The organism is uncultured Campylobacter sp. (assembly GCF_938045595.1).
Lineage (GTDB): Bacteria > Campylobacterota > Campylobacteria > Campylobacterales > Campylobacteraceae > Campylobacter_B.
Genome location: NZ_CALIBB010000072.1, coordinates 1 through 14,367, shown reverse-complemented (window position 1 = coordinate 14,367; position 14,367 = coordinate 1). Strand labels below are relative to the sequence as shown.

17 protein-coding genes and 1 pseudogene are annotated in these 14,367 nt (G+C 46.8%); 11 read left to right on the top strand and 7 right to left on the bottom strand.

Annotation, left to right across the window (positions count from 1 at the left end):
- The 4 genes and pseudogenes from Q0340_RS02775 to Q0340_RS02760 form a co-directional block, all read right to left on the bottom strand.
- Positions 1 to 868, bottom strand: a pseudogene (locus Q0340_RS02775) (hypothetical protein); the annotation flags it as partial.
- A 198-nt stretch (positions 869 to 1,066) separates the two neighbouring features.
- Positions 1,067 to 2,260, bottom strand: coding sequence for a MalY/PatB family protein (locus tag Q0340_RS02770; protein WP_298082071.1), 1,194 nt, complete (start codon positions 2,258 to 2,260; stop codon positions 1,067 to 1,069).
- Between the two features lies 1 nt (position 2,261).
- The gene (locus Q0340_RS02765) at positions 2,262 to 3,104 is read right to left on the bottom strand and encodes a DUF3737 family protein (RefSeq protein ID WP_298082070.1); all 843 of its coding nucleotides are present in this window, start codon (positions 3,102 to 3,104) and stop codon (positions 2,262 to 2,264) included.
- A 430-nt stretch (positions 3,105 to 3,534) separates the two neighbouring features.
- Positions 3,535 to 4,014 (bottom strand): hypothetical protein, encoded by a 480-nt coding sequence (locus tag Q0340_RS02760; protein WP_298082069.1) that lies wholly within the window; start codon positions 4,012 to 4,014, stop codon positions 3,535 to 3,537.
- Between the two features lie 114 nt (positions 4,015 to 4,128).
- Between Q0340_RS02760 and Q0340_RS02755 the strand changes: the two genes are divergently transcribed.
- From Q0340_RS02755 to Q0340_RS02735, 5 genes are all read left to right on the top strand, one after another.
- A complete protein-coding gene (locus Q0340_RS02755) occupies positions 4,129 to 4,491 on the top strand; it encodes a DUF1508 domain-containing protein (protein WP_297921438.1) in 363 nt (120 codons plus the stop codon).
- Positions 4,492 to 4,938 (top strand): hypothetical protein, encoded by a 447-nt coding sequence (locus Q0340_RS02750; protein ID WP_298082068.1) that lies wholly within the window; start codon positions 4,492 to 4,494, stop codon positions 4,936 to 4,938.
- Positions 4,939 to 5,555: 617 nt separating this feature from the next.
- The gene (gene moaC, locus Q0340_RS02745; protein WP_298082067.1) at positions 5,556 to 6,026 is read left to right on the top strand and encodes a cyclic pyranopterin monophosphate synthase MoaC; all 471 of its coding nucleotides are present in this window, start codon (positions 5,556 to 5,558) and stop codon (positions 6,024 to 6,026) included.
- Entirely contained in the window at positions 6,004 to 6,264 is a 261-nt protein-coding gene (locus tag Q0340_RS02740) for a DUF493 domain-containing protein (RefSeq protein WP_298082066.1), read from the top strand. Before moaC ends, Q0340_RS02740 begins: the two co-directional genes overlap by 23 nt.
- A gap of 11 nt (positions 6,265 to 6,275) precedes the next feature.
- Complete coding sequence (locus Q0340_RS02735) at positions 6,276 to 7,535, top strand: hypothetical protein (protein ID WP_298082065.1); 1,260 nt, start codon at positions 6,276 to 6,278, stop codon at positions 7,533 to 7,535.
- A gap of 333 nt (positions 7,536 to 7,868) precedes the next feature.
- Here the strand turns inward: Q0340_RS02735 and Q0340_RS02730 are convergent, their stop codons facing one another.
- Positions 7,869 to 7,997 carry a hypothetical protein gene (locus tag Q0340_RS02730; RefSeq protein WP_298082064.1) on the bottom strand — a complete coding sequence of 43 codons (129 nt, stop codon included), beginning with the start codon at positions 7,995 to 7,997 and terminating at the stop codon, positions 7,869 to 7,871.
- A 664-nt stretch (positions 7,998 to 8,661) separates the two neighbouring features.
- On the opposite strand from Q0340_RS02730, the gene Q0340_RS02725 reads away from it, so the two are divergent.
- Positions 8,662 to 9,471: a M48 family metallopeptidase gene (locus Q0340_RS02725; protein ID WP_298082063.1), complete on the top strand. Its 810-nt coding sequence runs from the start codon at positions 8,662 to 8,664 to the stop codon at positions 9,469 to 9,471.
- A 9-nt stretch (positions 9,472 to 9,480) separates the two neighbouring features.
- Here Q0340_RS02725 and Q0340_RS02720 read toward each other — a convergent pair whose 3' ends face one another.
- Together Q0340_RS02720 and Q0340_RS02715 are read right to left on the bottom strand one after the other, a co-directional pair.
- Entirely contained in the window at positions 9,481 to 9,675 is a 195-nt protein-coding gene (locus tag Q0340_RS02720; RefSeq protein ID WP_298082062.1) for a hypothetical protein, read from the bottom strand.
- Between the two features lie 21 nt (positions 9,676 to 9,696).
- Positions 9,697 to 9,864: a hypothetical protein gene (locus Q0340_RS02715; protein WP_298082061.1), complete on the bottom strand. Its 168-nt coding sequence runs from the start codon at positions 9,862 to 9,864 to the stop codon at positions 9,697 to 9,699.
- Positions 9,865 to 10,137: 273 nt separating this feature from the next.
- Between Q0340_RS02715 and Q0340_RS02710 the strand changes: the two genes are divergently transcribed.
- The 5 genes from Q0340_RS02710 to Q0340_RS02690 all read left to right on the top strand — a co-directional run bounded on the left by Q0340_RS02710 (position 10,138) and on the right by Q0340_RS02690 (position 14,066).
- Positions 10,138 to 11,451 carry a hemolysin family protein gene (locus tag Q0340_RS02710; RefSeq protein ID WP_298082072.1) on the top strand — a complete coding sequence of 438 codons (1,314 nt, stop codon included), beginning with the start codon at positions 10,138 to 10,140 and terminating at the stop codon, positions 11,449 to 11,451.
- A gap of 180 nt (positions 11,452 to 11,631) precedes the next feature.
- Positions 11,632 to 11,865, top strand: coding sequence for a hypothetical protein (locus Q0340_RS02705; RefSeq protein ID WP_298082060.1), 234 nt, complete (start codon positions 11,632 to 11,634; stop codon positions 11,863 to 11,865).
- 239 nt (positions 11,866 to 12,104) lie between these two features.
- Positions 12,105 to 13,418 (top strand): sodium-dependent transporter, encoded by a 1,314-nt coding sequence (locus tag Q0340_RS02700; protein WP_298082059.1) that lies wholly within the window; start codon positions 12,105 to 12,107, stop codon positions 13,416 to 13,418.
- A gap of 124 nt (positions 13,419 to 13,542) precedes the next feature.
- Positions 13,543 to 13,806, top strand: coding sequence for a type II toxin-antitoxin system RelB/DinJ family antitoxin (locus Q0340_RS02695; RefSeq protein WP_295152683.1), 264 nt, complete (start codon positions 13,543 to 13,545; stop codon positions 13,804 to 13,806).
- Positions 13,803 to 14,066 carry a Txe/YoeB family addiction module toxin gene (locus Q0340_RS02690; protein ID WP_291938836.1) on the top strand — a complete coding sequence of 88 codons (264 nt, stop codon included), beginning with the start codon at positions 13,803 to 13,805 and terminating at the stop codon, positions 14,064 to 14,066. The genes Q0340_RS02695 and Q0340_RS02690 overlap by 4 nt, the downstream gene beginning before the upstream one ends.
- Positions 14,067 to 14,367: the final 301 nt, after the last annotated feature.

Below are 14,367 nucleotides of genomic sequence, written 5' to 3'. Positions count from 1 at the left end.
TATCCTCGCTCGATTGTTCGTTTATGTAGCAGTCGTAAATTTCAAAAAACTCATCCGTCCCCAGCCCGCCATTTTCATCGTAGCTAAGCCCGAAGCTTTTTGCGATGCTCGCGACGACCCTGTTTTTAAAATTTGATCTGAAATTCTGTCTTTTGCTCGCCGTCAAAAAAGAGCCCGCGGCGCCGTAAACGGCGATGCCGAAAAATACGCCGGCTATTATATCGCCCCAAAAGCGCGCCACCAGTGCGCCCACACTGGTCCCTACGACGGCGGCGATTAGACCGGCCTTTTTCACCGATTTTTGCAGCGCCGCGCGCTCATCCTCCAGGCTCTGCAGATCGGCTAGAAAGTTAAATTTTGATCCGGCTGCTCCGCTCTCTTTGCCCCCGCCCTCACCTTCGACGGCTTTGGGCTCGAACCTCTCGCAAATAGCGCTCGCGCGGCTATCACTGCTTTCGAAGCTACCGCCCCCGCCTACTTCAGCTTTTAATACCTGCCGCTCTTTCGCATAGGCACTTAAAATTTGCCCATCTTGCGCCGCGCCCTGCCCTAGCGCGCCCCTGTCTTGCGCCGTATCAAAGCCGCTAAATTTATCAAAATTTGCGTGCTGCGTGCCCTCATTTTTGCCAAAGCTTAAGCCGCAAAATAGGCGGTAGAGCAGCCCATTTAAGAGGGGAAAGATGATGAAAAGCGCGACTATGAGCCAGTTTGTATCAAACGAGATGGGCCCCGCCCCGGTATTTAAAAGCACGTAAAGCCCGAGCAGCAGCAGGGTTGTCAAAAATGAGATGAGTTTGCTAATGCGCGAGAGCCTTTCGCGCCGTTTTTCAAGTAGATAAAGCTCTTCCAGATCGCCGTTTCTATCCATAATCCGCCTTTTGTAACGCATTTAAGCGCCGGTTTTATGCCGCGCGCTAAATTTAAACGTTCGCACACCGCCGCCTGATCGTCGCTAAATTTAGTGCAAAGCTCGCGCCCTGCCGCAAAATTTTAAAAATTTACTCCGTCGCTTTAAATTTGGCCGCTGTAAAATTTTAAATTTCGTCCTTGCCGCGCCGCAGTTCGTTTAATGCGGGCAAATCTTTAGCGCCTCTTTCAGCCGCCCTAGCCCGTCTTTTAGCAGCGCCCTAGAGGTCGCGATATTTAGGCGCAAAAATTTCTCGCCGCCCTTGCCGTATTGCGCGCCGCAGGAGAGATACAGCCCCGTTTTTTCGCGGATGAAGCGCGCAAGCTCCGCGCTATCCTGCGTGTAAGCGCCCGCATCAAGCCACATCAGATAGGTCGCGTCTTGCGGCACGACGCGCACCTGTGGAAGCTCGCGGGCGATAAATTCCGCCGCGAATTTGCGATTTTCGCTGAGGTATTCGCGTAGCGCGTCCAGCCACGGCGCACCCTTCGTAAATGCGGCGATCGCTCCTTGGACGCCGAAAAAATTCGGCTCGGCGATGTCGTCGGAATTTAGCGCCTTTGAAATTTTATGGCGCAAGCGCTTATCCGCGGCAAAGACTGCCGCGCTTTGCAGCCCTGCGATGTTAAACGCCTTAGTTGGCGCGATTATGCTGGCTGAGATCCTCTCGCAAATTTTACTTGCCGCAGCAAATGGCGTGTAACGCACGCCCGGCTCGGTCAGATCGCAATGCACCTCATCGCTAAGCACCGTCACGCCGTGCTTCTCGCACAGTTCGCCTATACGGGCGAGATCGTCTCTGCTAAAGGTACGACCGACCGGATTGTGCGGGTTGCAAAGGATAAAAAGCGTCGTCTGCGGATCGGCAAGCTTAGCCTCCAAATCTTCCCAATCGATGCTATAATCGCCGTTAGCATAGACAAGCTCATTTTCCATAGGCATGCGGGCAGCGTTTTTAATGCAGTAGTAAAAGCAGTTATAAACGGGGCTCATCAGTAGCACATTTTCGGCGGGCGAGGTGAGCTTACGGATGATCGAATCGATCGCAGGCAGCGTGCCATTTGCGTAGATCAGCCACTCCTTTTGGATTTCATAATCGTGTCGCGCAAGCCACCAGCCTTGATACGCGCTGCGCCACTCATCATCGACAAGCGAATAGCCCAAAACCCGCTCGTTTAGCCGCTTTTGCAGAACCTCGATAATCTCGGGCGCTACGGCAAAGTCCATATCGGCAACCCACATCGGAAGCTCGTTCTCGCCTACGTCCCATTTAAGCGACTTCGTGCCGCGGCGATTCGGTAGATTGTCGAAGTCGTATTTCTCCTTGCCGAAGGTAAAATCAAAAAGTCCCATCTTACGCCCTTAGCTCAGTGATGATTTCGGTTTTGGACGGATCGGTCGCGCCGTCTAGGATCAGCTCGCCGATGCTTGCCGCGCGGATCAGCCCGCTGCTCGGATTTTTGACGCTATCGATCGCGCCTTTTATCTCGGCATGCACGTCGCTGTATTCAAACGCTAGCGTCGTATTTATGAGCTCGCAGTCTTGCAAGCGCAAATTTTGCATATAGCAAAAGCCCTGCAGGCTCTCGATCTTGCAGTTTCGCAGCGTTACATTTTTGGAATTCCATCCAAAGTACTCGCCCGCGATGAAGCAGTCTTCAACCACGATATTTTCGCAGTTCCAAAACGCGTCCTTGGATAGGAGTTTGGAGTTTTTGATCGTTACGTTTCTGCAGCCGTCGAAGCAGTAATCTCCGAAGAGCGATAGATTTTCGATGCTTAAGTTTTCGCAATCAAGCCCGAAATACGCGCCCTTTGCGGTGATATTTTTTAGCGTGACGTCGCTGCAGTGCCACAAGGTCTCCTGCGCGTCGTGGAATTCTACGTTTTGAAGCGCGGCGTCTTTTACGCGACGAAGCCCTTTAGGCGCGCCGTAGAGGCAGTCTTTTAGCACCACGCCGCGGCTATACCAGATCCCTGCGCGCGCGACCTCGTCGAATAAGCAGTCCTGCGCGCGGATATTTTCGGCGTACCAAAACGGATATTTCCACTCAAATTTACAGTTTTGCGCGACGATATTTGCGCTGTGTTTTAGCGGCGACTCGCCCTCGCCGAAGACGGAATTTTCGATCCGCAGATCCTTTGCGCAAAACAGCGCGCGCTCGCCGCTAAAGTGCTTTTGTTTTAATATTTGCATGGCTTTCCTTAGATTTAAAATTTGCTTCAGATTATACAAGGAATTTCAAAATTCCGCATAGATTAGGCGTATGAAACGCAAGCGAATTTTAAAAATTTTAAAATTTAAAGGCGGCGAAGGACTAAATTTGACGCGCCTCGGTAGTGGTTACGAAACATATGCGGCGAATGCACGGCAAATCGCCGCACGTTTATAAAGGCGTTTTTGTAAACGCCCTAATGAAGCGCGCCTAGATCACTACGGCTATTCGCGTATTCGTTTAGGCACCCGTATCTGCCCACGACGCGTGTCGCTCGAAAGATACATAAAAATTTATCGCAAGCGGCGCCTTATAAAATTTGTAAAATTTTCTACAATCAACGTGCAAGTTTCCCTAAAGCGTCGTGTCTGAAAAAGCGCAAATTTTACCCCGCGCATAAACGGGATGCGTCTAATGCTCGTGATGATGCAAGTGCGTGTCTTCGCCGCGGTCTCGATCTGTAGCGCGCTTTCGCAGATCAAAATACACAAAAAGCCCGCTAGGCTCGCCATCCTCGTAAATTTCAAGTTTGTAGCGCATTACGGCGTGCGTGCACACTGCAACATCAAGCGTCGCTTCATAGCCGTCTGCGCTGCGCTTTAGCGGGAATTCCGCATTGCCCATATTCATACTCACGCCCGAAATTTTAACGCTCGGATTTTTCAGCTCACGCGAAATTCCGCTTATTTTTAGCTCATTTGCTCCCGCTTCGATCGGATGGCGCGCCACGCTAAAGAGCGCCTTCTGCCCGCCCGCGTTAGTCTCGCAGTCCTGTGCGGCTAGATTGCAACCCAGACGCGTCCTTATGTCCTTAAATAATGCATCGCTCTCATCCGCGCCAAATCCTAAAGTAGCGGCGAAAATCAAGCTAAAACGTAGAGCCTTTATCATTATGATCCTTTGTAAATGAAATTTGTGCGCAATTTTAGCGAAAATTCTCGCCCTTTTAAGAATATTGATTAAATTCGGCTAAAATAGCGAATATCTTCTACGAAAGGATGAAAAATGGCTGAGTTTTTAATCAAAGACGCCAAGGACGGCTGCAAATTCGATCTACTTTATGACGGGCACGTACTGTGCACCTCCGAGGTTTACACGAGCAAGGCCGCTTGCAAAAACGGCATCGAAAGCGTCGCAAAAAACGCCGCGCTAAATAAGATCGAGGATCAAATCGCAGGCGGCGAGAAGCTAAACAATCCGAAATTTGAGCTCTACACCGATAAAGCAGACAAGGTTCGCTTCCGCCTAACGGCTAGTAACGGACAGATCATCGCCGTTAGCAAAGATTTTGAAGCCAAAGCGGACGCTCTAAAAGTAATAGAGCTTATCGTAAAACAGGCTCCGAAAGCCAAGATCAAGGAGGCGTAAATGGACATAAACGGACTTGTAAATATGGTCTCCGCGCTCAAAAGCGACGATAAAAATTTAAGAGAATTTCAAAGCGGTCCGGTCGCTTTTATCGAAAAATTTCTAGGCGTGGACCTGCCTGACGATCAGATAAATGCGATAATTGCGGGCATCAGCTCAAATTTTTTAAGCAAAAACGAAAGCGGCGGATCTAGCTCGCTAGGCTCGATGCTGGGCGGACTTTTGGGCGGCGGCGAGGACGTGCAAGCAAACGCTGTCGATAGCAAAGGCGTGGATTTTAGCGCGCTGATCGGCAAAATCGCAAGCGCCAAGCTCGACCTAAACGGCGACGGCAAAATCGATATCAACGACGCAAGTAGCTTTTTGGGTGATCTTTTAGGAGGCGACGCAAACGGCGAAGATAAGGGGCTAAATTTAGGCAGCCTGCTAAAAACGTTTAAAATTTAAACGAGGCTAAATTTAAAACGCAGGCTGGATTTTGCGCGGCGATGTTTAAATTTACGGCGCGCTATTTTAATCCGTGCCTGCGTACTACGGCGCTCGCGTGGAAGGTTTAAATTTGCGCTGCATTGCGTACGAGGCATTGAGTTTAAGCAAAACGAGCTTAAATTTAGAGCAAGACGGCGTTTAATTTAAGCCGCTTCTTTGTAGCATTTTATTTATGCTGCCGCGACATAGCGCCCTGCTCTGCTCTTTTGATCGTCCATATTGAGCCAAAATAACCACAAACTCTGCTTTAAATTTTATCTTTGCTCTTTAACGTCCGCTTTAAATTTAGTCGCTCTTTGACTCCGTTTTATTTTACCGCCCATTCAAATGCCCGCACAGCGCGCCATAGTATATCGTCGAATTTCATCAAAATTTTAAAAACGGCTATAAATTAAGCGTGAAAGAGTTCGCCTAAAAAGGATATATTTTATTTCTATTTACTGTTTAGGTAGTATAATCGTCCTTGTCCGACAAGATAAAACCTCCTTTTTGTATGAAGCCCGAGTTTAAAAGCTCGGGCTTTTTTTATGCCCGAAATTCTGCTATAATCCCGCCAAAAACTGCAAGGAAATTTTATGCTTTCACATATCGACGAAAACAATATGCCCCGCATGGTAGATGTCGGCGCTAAGGACGATAGCGAGCGTGTAGCCACTGCTAGCGGCATCATACGAATGAGCGCGGAGGCGTTTGCCGCCGTCAAGCAAAACACGGCCAAAAAAGGCCCCGTGCTTCAAACTGCCGTCGTTGCCGCGATAATGGGCGCTAAAAAGACGAGTGAGCTAATACCCATGACTCATCCGCTTACGATTACTTCGATTAAAACCGATATTGAGGAGCTTGCGAGCGAATGCGCGTTTAAGCTTTTCGTAACTGTAAAAATCACGGGCAAAACGGGCGTCGAGATGGAGGCGCTAACGGGCGTGAGCGTGGGGCTGCTGACGATTTACGATATGCTAAAAGCGATAGATAAGTCGATGCAGATTACCGACATCGTGCTGCAACGCAAAGAGGGGGGCAAGAGTGGCGTGTATATTAGGGGCTGAAAAGCCCAAAATCGACTATCCACTCTTTTGGGAATACAAAGTAGTCCTAGACGCGACTACCCAAAAGCGTGAGCAGATCGATGAAATTTTAAAGGACGAAGATTACAAAATAGACTTTTCGCGCTTTTCAAACGGCGGCAAATATATGAGCTTCAACGTAAGCGTTTTCGTTAAAAGCGACTTGCATCGAAACGAAATTTTCGAGCGCCTAAAAGCCCACTTTAAATATGTATTGTGACAGGAGATGAAATGAAAGAAGCAATAATCAAAAAATTCGGCGCCGATCTCGCGCAAATTTCACAAGCCGAGCTAGCCTCATATGTGCAAGAGCTCGCCTTGCAAGAAGCCACGAAGGCTTTGTGTGAGCTTGACGACGAGAGTAAAAGCGCCAAAAGCGCGCAATTAATCCTAGACTTCGCAGACGAGTTAAAAGACGCGGGCGCGCTTAGCGATGAGACGGCAGAAGCCCTACTTAACGGCGTTAAAAAGGCGCTGTGCGACGAGGACGAGCAGGGGCTTTACAAGCTCATCTACGACTACGACGATCTGCGCAAAAAGATCGCTTGTAAGCAAAAGGCGATTAAAACCCTTGTTTTGCGCAGCTATGATGATCTGGATACCGCGCTGCAAAACGCAAGCGAAACAGAGCTAAAAGAGCGCATAGGCTCGGCGCTACAGCGAGCGATCGCGAGCAAACTTCCGCTTGCGGACGTACTTAAAGAAGCAAGCGAACTGGCCTTTATAAGCGTGCTAGAAAGCGGCACCGACATCGAGGATACCGCGCACGAGACGGCGAAAAACATCGCATTTTCGGCTATCGGCGACGGGGAATTTACGAAATTCCGCACTAAAGAAATTTCAAAAATCATCATAAATCGCGCGATTTTCGTCGCAAACGAGAGCAAAAATACAGCCTCTGCGCTGATTAGAGGCGCGATTTTAGGCTGCTACGACGGCATAAACAAAGCCGCCGAAAGATACCGCGACGAGCTAAGTTTCTCGCCAGCAAGCGACGCACAGAGCCTAGAGAACGAAAGGCTTCAAATTTCGCAGATGAGCGAGCTATTTAGCGCGGTTTTAAGCGATGCGGTCGCAAGCTCGGAGGAGCCCGCTAAAAGCGAGATCGCCAAGATCGCCGATGAAGAATTTGGCGGCTACCTGGCTAAATTTAGAAAAATTTCAAGCGATCTTGCCGAGCAGCTAAGCTCTAAAATCGGCGAGATCGAGCTTGGCGAGCGCGCGAAAAAAGCAAGCGCCAAGGCGCGCGAAATCACTCAAGAGCTAAGTCAAAAAAGCGTCAAAATCATCGAAAACCTCGATCTGGACGAGAAGCTCGACGCAATCAAAAAAGAGCTTAGCGAATTTGAAAAGAAAATGAGCCAAAAATTTGCCGAGCTAAAAAGCTCCGACGTCGCTAAAAACGTAAGCGAAAGGGCGCGCGAGATGAGCGCTAAGGCTTACGAGGCCGCAAAAGAAACGATCGCCAAGCTAAAGTCCAAAAAGGACTAAATGGGCGCCACAGGTGCGAAATCCCTAGCGGCGAACACTCGGCGCTCGCTGCTTTGCGCTGCAAAATTTACTCACATGCCTATACTAGCATGCCTTAAAGCTCGCGTGCCCTAAAAGAAAGGAGCTTTCGTTAGAGTTTGCGAGGCCTGCGCAGAATTCTTTATGCGCTTTAACGACGCTGTAAAATTCCATGCTGATAAGAATTTTACGAATTTTGCATAGCTAAATTTAGATGCGCGCTGCAAAATTACGTGCCGCCAAAAATCCTACGGCGATGCGAGACCTCGGTCCAACCAAATCTTGCCGCAGCGATAAAATTCTAAGTGTAAAATTTTATAGCTGACGCGGTACATATAAAATTCCAAAGCCGGCGCGGATTTTTAAGCTTAAAATTTCATCGCGTAGATTTGCGTAGCCGAATTTTAAAATTCTAAACGCGTAAAATTTTAAAATTCCATCCAAAATGATACGGTGCGACTTGCAATTTGAAATTTTATCCTGTCGCGCACAAAAGGAATTCCGCTAGATAAATTCTACGAAAAGGCGTCTGTGGCGTTTGGCATTTCTGCGATCATTTCAATTCCCACAACAAAATTTCATTGTAGCGCAAGATGCGATGTGAAGGGATGCCGCTAAGCTAACAATTAGAATTTTACGTTGCAAAGATTAGCGCGGCTCATCTCAAATCATAGCGACATCCGAGCCCATTTTATCGCGCGATTTGATTGCGCAAATTTCAAATTGCTCTTATCCACCCAAACCGAGCGCTTAGTGCAAATAAAATTCCGCTAGACTTATCGTAGCCTATGCAGCATAAATTTAAAACCGCGCTCCCGCTCTATTTAGGCACAGAGGCGCCTTGTTTATACAACGCCGCACTTGGGGATAAATCCACTACTTTCACATAGCAATGCCTCGTTTACGCCACGATAAAATTCTGCGAAATCACCGCTAAATTTTATCGCTAAATTACAAAGCCCAATCCTATTTTAAAGGCGACGGGCGTCCTTAAATTTTACGGCAAATTCCAAATAGATCGCGCCTGCAAAATCCGGCAATCCAAAATAAAATTCTAAAAATTTAATCAAATTTCGCTAAAATCGCCGCAAAATTTTAAGGAGAAAAGATGAAAAAATTAGCTCTTTTAATATCCTTTGCTGCGATGATGATTTTTACCGGCTGCGCGAGCACCACGCAAGGCGGCGCCGTAGGCATCGACCGCTCGCAATTCATCACCGTAAGCGAAGCTGAAATGGATCAAAGTGCCGCGCTTGCCTACAGGCAGATTACCGCCCAAGCAAACGCCAAGCATGTCCTAAATACCGATAAAAAGCTAACTGATCGCGTTAGAGGCATCTCGAAGCGCCTAATCGCTCAAGTCGGCGCATTTCGCAAAGACGCACTGAAATGGAACTGGCAGGTAAACGTCATCAACGACCCTACGATCAATGCTTGGTGTATGCCTGGCGGTCGCATCGTCGTATATACGGGCATCATCGAAAAACTAAAGCTTACCGATGCCGAGCTGGCTGCTATTTTGGGGCACGAGATGTCGCACGCACTGCGCGAACACAGCCGCGAGCGAGCCTCGACTGAACAGATGAAAGATGTCGGTATCGCCGTAGCAAGCTCCGCAGCAGGGCTTGGAGATCTAGGCTCAGCGGCTTTGAACATGGCGGCTCAATACACATTCACGCTGCCGTTTTCGCGCACGCATGAGACGGAGGCCGATCTGATGGGCGTTGAGCTGATGGCGCGCGCAGGATACGATCCAAAGGCGGCGATAAACGTCTGGGAGAAGATGAATAAGCTAAATGAGAGCCATCCGCTTAAATTTATGTCCACGCACCCTTCAAACGACGATCGCATCGCCGATCTAAAAGAGGTGATGCCGAAAGTCTTGCCGCTTTACGAGGCCGCCACAAGAAATAGATAGTCTTGCGATTTAAAATTTCGCAAGAGTTTGCGCGCTGAGGTTTTTTAAGTAGCAGGTTTTATCGTCGCATTTAAATTTCTTAATGGGCTTGCGCGCGGCGCTAGGATTATCCGCCGCAGCGCCGAAGCTCCGTAGCGACAAAGGTCTGTCGCGGCGCAAAATTCTAAATTGCCGCGAAATTCCGTTAAAACGCACGATAAACATAATCCGCGCCGAGACAAAATTTCATTTTAAAATGCAAGTGCTGGGCGAAATTCCGTCGCATAGAAAGCCGAAATGCCCGTCTATGCAGAATTTTACGGCGCGAAATTTTACGATTTTAAGCGCGACGAAATTTGGAGTAAAATTTTGCCCCTTCGGGCGCAGATGGAATTTCGCTGCGGCCGTATACAAATGAAATTTTGCAGCCGCAGCCCAGTATGAAAATAAAATTTATTCGGCCGGGTAGCAGAATTTAGCGCTATTTTGCGCGGCGACAAGTCTCGCGCGGGCAGATGAAATTTTACGCGATAAAAGAAGCAAAATTTCAACTCCGCAGAATTCTACGCACGGGCGTGAGGTATTTTCCGTACCTTTTGGATTTTAAAGCGTTTTTAGATATAATCATAAATATTTATTTTTAAATTTCAAAGGATAAGAAATTTGGACACGGACAGTTCGGTTTTAATGTTAGTTTTAGCTTTTGTATTCATCTTTATGAATGCTTTTTTTGTTCTTTCGGAATTCTCAATCGTCAAAGTAAGAAAGTCTCGCCTCGAAGAGCTTATCAAGGATAAAATTCCAAACGCAAAGCTCGCTTTTAAAATTTCAAACTCCCTAGACACCTATCTCAGCGCCACACAGCTAGGCATTACGATAAGCTCGCTCGCCCTCGGCTGGATCGGTGAGCCAGCAGTATCGAGACTAATTGAGCTGCCGCTAAGATCCATCGGCATAGGCAGCGGAGCGGCGGCACATACGATCGCCTTCGTTATATCTTTTACACTCGTTACGCTATTTCACGTCGTGCTCGGCGAGCTAGTGCCAAAATCCATCGCTATTGCCAAAACCGAGAAGATCGTGCTTTTCATCTCCAGACCGCTTCATATTTTTTGGATTATGTTTTTTCCGATCATCAAGGCGTTTGACTTCATCGCTGCCGTCTCGCTTAAAATCATCGGTGTAAAGCCCGCCAAAGAGAGCGAGCTTGCGCTTTCGGACGAAGAGATCAAAATCATCGCGAGCGAGAGCTTAAAAGGCGGCGTGCTCGATAGCCTAGAGACCGAGATCATCAAAAACGCCGTCGATTTCAGCGACACCGTCGCCAAAGAGATAATGACGCCGAGGCGCGATCTAGTTTGCCTAAATAAGCAAAAAAGCTACGACGAAAACTACGCAACTGTCTTACAGTCGAAATTTACGCGCTTTCCGTATATCGACGGCAGCAAGGATAACGTCCTAGGCCTCATCCACATCCGCGACATCATCCAGCAAAAGGGAGATAAAAGCTTCGATAAGATCGTGCGCAAGCTCATCATCGTGCCTGAAAACAGCCCGATCTCTAAAATTTTACCGATGATGAATAAGCAGCGCATTTTTGCCGCGCTCGTCATCGACGAATACGGCGGCACGGCGGGATTTTTGACGATGGAAGATATAATAGAAGAAATTTTTGGCGACATCAACGACGAGCACGACGCGAATGCGCAAAATTTCAAACGTATCGACGAGAATACCTTTGAGTTTAGAGGCCGCTTCGAGATCGAAGGCGTCGAGGAGGTTATGGGCATCGACTTTGATGAGGAGACCGAACAGCTAACGATCGGCGGCTACGTCTTTAATCTCTTCGGCAGCCTACCTGAAATCGGCGATAAAATAAGCGATGAAAACTGCGATTACGAAGTGCTGCGAATGGATGGCACAAGAGTTTCGCTCGTAAAAGCGATCAAAAAAGCAGTCGCGCAACCGCAAGAAAACGAAGAAGCGGAGAAAAATAACTAAGTCAAAGTGTAGGCTAATAAAACATTCCGCCCTGCGGTGCTGCGTGCCGGAAATTTCAAGCGCGCTGCCGCTTGCGACGCTCTCAATCCCTATATAGGGCAAAAATTTATTCACCGCTCCCGCATAGATGCCCTAATAGCGGGCGCAGGAATGCCACTCGCCTTGTAGAGCGCTATAAAAGTGCTATTTATAAGTCCTCTTCATATTACAAACGAAAGGCGAAATTCTACCGCGAAAATTCTGCCAGAGCGGCGCCAGATAAAATTTCTTGATAAGCCTGTTTTCAAATTTTGCGAGATCGTAGATTTTAAAAATTTCAAAATTTCGCGGAATTTTAAAATTTCAATTGATCTAAATTTCTCGGCTAACTTAAATATCAAGCCCTGCTACAAGCCTGGGCTAAGCGGATTTTAAAGCCAAAGTCTAAGCGTAAAATTCTAAAATTATTAAAGATAAAATTTTGCCGCGTAGTATCGCAGAATTAACTCTATCGATTTTAATCGTAAAATTCCGCCAATCTTGCTTTAAAACTTCGCGATTTTAAATTCTAAAAATTCCTAAGTAATCAAATCGGCACGCCTTAAAATTCCGCATAAATAAATCTTAAATTCCTTTTTGCTACCATAACGAAAATTTTTTGCACGGATGGCTTTATGACAAAACACAAATTCTCATCGCGTTGGGCTTTTATCATCGCTTGCGTGGGCTCTGCTGTAGGTATGGCAAATGTCTGGGGCTTCCCTTATAAACTCGGCACGAACGGCGGCGGCGCATTTTTGCTAATTTACGTTTTTTTCGTAGCGCTGTTTTCATACGTGGGTCTAAGCGCCGAATACGCAATCGGTCGCCGTGCCAAAACAGGCACGCTGGGTTCATACGAATACGCGTGGAAAAGCCGCGGACTGGGCGCTATTGGTAAGGTTATCGGCTGGCTACCGCTTGCCGGTTCGATGTGTATCGCAGTGGGCTATGCCGTCATCATCGCCTACGTTCTAAAAGCGCTAGTCCAAGCCATAGACGGCTCGCTAATGAGTGAAAATACCGATACGTGGTTCAACTCTTTTGCCCTGACGCCCTACTCCGTAGTGCCTTATCACTGCATAATCGTCGCAGGCACGTTGCTGACGCTGTTTTTCGGCGCCAAAAGCATCGAAAAAACGAATAAAATTATGATGCCGCTATTTTTCGTGCTATTTGCAATTTTGGCGGTTAGGGTTGCGACACTGCAAGGCGCTGCAGGCGGATATGCGTTTCTTTTCGGCGCCGATTTTACTAAGCTAGCAGATCCGATGGTTTGGATTTCTGCGATGGGACAGGCATTTTTCTCGCTATCGATTACGGGCTCAGGGATGATCGTCTATGGCGCGTATCTATCCAAGGACGAAGACGTCGTATCTGCGGCGAAAAATACCGCGCTATTTGACACGCTAGCCGCGATGGTAGCTGCGCTAGTGATGATCCCTGCAGTATTTGCTTACGGAATGGATCCTGCGGCGGGACCTAAGCTACTTTTCGTAACTCTGCCTAAAATTTTACAAGATATGGCAGGTGGTAGAATTTTTGCAGTGATTTTATTTACCGCCGTGATTTTTGGTGGAATTTCATCGCTTCAAAATATGTTCGAAGTAGTCGCCGAATCGCTAATGCATAAGTTTCCAAGGCTAAGCCGCGCCTTCACGCTTGCGCTATTGTGCGCGATCTGCCTTGGTGCGGGCCTTGGTATGGAAGCGATAAGCTCATGGGGTCCGTGGATGGATTTCGTATCGATTTATATCATTCCGATCGGAGCAGTAATCGGCGCGATATCGTGGTTTTGGGTGATTAAGCGGAATGAAATTTTAGATGAGATCAATCTAGGCGCAGAGAGGGTTCGCGGCAAGCTCTGGTATGATATCGGGCGCTTTGTCTATGTCCCGCTGGCGCTACTTTTATGCATAATCGCGCTTAGTATGCATATTTCGTTTTGAATTAAAATTTCGCTAGATTTAGCATTAATAGTATTCTCTCATAATGGAGTTTTAGCAAATCACATTTATAAATCATTGTATTATCCATATAAATAATGTATAATGCAATCAAAAAGGAGACAATATGACGCGATCTATAAACGTAAATTTTAGAATGGATGCCGAGCTTAAAAAAGGATTGGAGGAAGTATGCTCTGAAATGGGGCTAAATTTAACTACTGCTTTTACAATATTCGCTAAAAAAGTATTGCAAGAACGCAAAATTCCTTTCGAGCTGACAGCAGATCCCTTTTATAGCCACGAAAATTTATCTCATCTTAAGCGCTCTTTTGACGAATTAAAGGAAAATAGCGGGATTGAGCACGATTTGTTAGAAGCGGATCAATGAAAAAAATCTGGTCGCAAGAAGCTTGGAAGGATTATCTGTATTGGCAGGAAAATGATAAAAATATTCTAAAGCGCATAAATAAGTTAATCCTAGATATAGAGCGTAACGGCTACGATTGTATAGGCAAACCCGAAGCGCTAAAGGGCAATTTATCGGGGCTTTATAGTGTTAGAATAGATGGAAAAAATCGGCTCGTATTTAGAATATCTAATGGCGCCATAGAAATAGCTCAGTGTAAAACTCACTATGGAGATAAGTAAAATATGCACAAAAGCATCAATATCAAAGCGGTAGTATTTGTCCCAAAATAAAAACTTTCACACCCAAAAAAAGGCGTAGAATTTTAAAATTTTATCTTATTTTATGGCTTAAAATTTTGAAATTCAGTGCAGATTTAAAGCAGTAAATTTCAAAATTTTACCTTGGCTATTAAAAAGAAATTTTGTCGTTAAATTTAACAACAGAAATTTCTTTTTAGTAAATGCGGTGTCTGCAAAAGAGTATCGTGAGCTGCTGCAATATTTCAAGGCGCTAAACGTAAAAATAGAAGATCGGACCGAC

Bases quoted from the DNA above. Each gene is read 5' to 3' on its own strand.
- Q0340_RS02725 (WP_298082063.1), top strand. From the start codon at position 8,662: ATGAAAAAATTAGCTCTTTTAATATCCTTTGCTGCGATGATGATTTTT.
- Q0340_RS02710 (WP_298082072.1), top strand. From the start codon at position 10,138: ATGTTAGTTTTAGCTTTTGTATTCATCTTTATGAATGCTTTTTTTGTT.
- moaC (WP_298082067.1), top strand. From the start codon at position 5,556: ATGCTTTCACATATCGACGAAAACAATATGCCCCGCATGGTAGATGTC.
- Q0340_RS02700 (WP_298082059.1), top strand. From the start codon at position 12,105: ATGACAAAACACAAATTCTCATCGCGTTGGGCTTTTATCATCGCTTGC.
- Q0340_RS02770 (WP_298082071.1), bottom strand. From the start codon at position 2,260: ATGGGACTTTTTGATTTTACCTTCGGCAAGGAGAAATACGACTTCGAC.
- Q0340_RS02760 (WP_298082069.1), bottom strand. From the start codon at position 4,014: ATGATAAAGGCTCTACGTTTTAGCTTGATTTTCGCCGCTACTTTAGGA.
- Q0340_RS02750 (WP_298082068.1), top strand. From the start codon at position 4,492: ATGGACATAAACGGACTTGTAAATATGGTCTCCGCGCTCAAAAGCGAC.
- Q0340_RS02765 (WP_298082070.1), bottom strand. From the start codon at position 3,104: ATGCAAATATTAAAACAAAAGCACTTTAGCGGCGAGCGCGCGCTGTTT.
- Q0340_RS02690 (WP_291938836.1), top strand. From the start codon at position 13,803: ATGAAAAAAATCTGGTCGCAAGAAGCTTGGAAGGATTATCTGTATTGG.
- Q0340_RS02735 (WP_298082065.1), top strand. From the start codon at position 6,276: ATGAAAGAAGCAATAATCAAAAAATTCGGCGCCGATCTCGCGCAAATT.
- Q0340_RS02720 (WP_298082062.1), bottom strand. From the start codon at position 9,675: ATGTTTATCGTGCGTTTTAACGGAATTTCGCGGCAATTTAGAATTTTG.
- Q0340_RS02695 (WP_295152683.1), top strand. From the start codon at position 13,543: ATGACGCGATCTATAAACGTAAATTTTAGAATGGATGCCGAGCTTAAA.
- Q0340_RS02755 (WP_297921438.1), top strand. From the start codon at position 4,129: ATGGCTGAGTTTTTAATCAAAGACGCCAAGGACGGCTGCAAATTCGAT.